A 1,296-nucleotide genomic window follows, 5' to 3' on the forward strand; every position below is an offset into this window, starting at 1 on the left:
CCTGAACCGTACTGGGTTTAGTTCCGCTCTGTTGAGCAGAGAGGATTGGAACTATGCCGAAGAAGTACAGCCCGGATTTCAAGGAGCGGGCGATCAGAATGGTGGAGGATCACCAGCGAGTCCATGCCTCGTCAGTGTGGAGCGCTGCTGAGGCAGTAGGACAGAAGTTGGGAATCTCCGCGCACACGGTGCGTGGCTGGATGAAGCAAGCCCGCAAGAAGCTCCTCAGCGAAGATGTTTCTGTCCCTGGTGAAGGCCGCTCTGCTGCGGAGGAGCGGATTGCCCAGCTGGAGGCTGAGAACCTCGAGCTGCGCCGGGCCAACGAGATTCTGAAGTCGGCTTCGGCGTTTTTCGCCGCGGAGCTCGACCGCCCCACCACGAGATGATCCGCTACATTGATGAGCATAAGGAGCGTTTCGGGGTCGAGCTCATCTGTCGCACATTGGCTGCGACAGAGGGTGGGTTCATTACCTCACGGGGCTACCGGGCCGCTAAGACCCGGGTCCGCTCGGCCCGGGAGCTGAAGGACGATCTGATGATCCCTGAGATACAGCGGATCCACGCGGCGAACTACGGGGTCTATGGGGTGCGGAAGATGTGGCATGCCCTGCGCCGTGAAGGCTGGGATATCGGCCGGGACCAGACCGCCCGGCTGATGCGCATCGCCGGAGTCAGTGGGGCACTGCGGGGCCGGAAGCCGGTGACCACGGTGGGAGCACGGACCTCTGATCATCGGCCTGACCTGGTCGAACGCAACTTCAAAGTCCCTGCTCCGGGGCTACTTTGGGTCGCGGACATCACCTACGTGCGCACCATTGCCGGGTTCGTCTACACCGCTTTCGTCATCGACGCCTACAGCCGACGGATCGTTGGCTGGGCAACCCGTGCGACGATGACTACCGAGGCGCTGTCCTTAGAAGCGTTGGAACACGCCCTGGTCACCGCCAGAAGGCAGGAGGGCGCCCAGCTGGTCCATCACAGCGACCGTGGGGGTCAGTACGTTGCTGTGGCCTACACCGAGAAACTCGCTGATCACGGGATCCGCCCCTCGGTCGGGACTGTGGGAGATTCCTACGACAACGCCCTGGCAGAGACGGTCAACGGGTTGTACAAGACCGAGCTGATCTACTCCCAGCCCTCATGGAGGTCCCTGACCGAGGTCGAGTTCGCCACGATGAACTGGGCCCACTGGTGGAACACCGCCCGGCTGCATGAGCACCTCGGATACCGCACCCCAGCAGAAGTCGAATCCCACTACTATGAACCCCAGCAGGAGCAGATTCCTGCACCAGATCA

At 61.9% G+C, this 1,296-nt stretch carries 1 protein-coding gene; it reads left to right on the forward strand.

Annotated features, from left to right (window positions below; translation table 11 throughout):
• Positions 1 to 53 precede the first annotated feature (53 nt).
• Positions 54 to 1,296, forward strand: a protein-coding gene (locus N7E59_RS11790) for an IS3 family transposase (protein WP_261625133.1) whose coding sequence is annotated in 2 segments (ribosomal slippage) — positions 54 to 357 and positions 357 to 1,296 — 1,244 coding nt annotated over the 2 segments. Because the reading frame shifts where the segments join, the coding sequence is not laid out codon by codon here. This gene is flagged as partial in the annotation.

It is taken from the genome of Nesterenkonia marinintestina (assembly GCF_025420485.1).
Lineage (GTDB): Bacteria > Actinomycetota > Actinomycetes > Actinomycetales > Micrococcaceae > Nesterenkonia > Nesterenkonia marinintestina.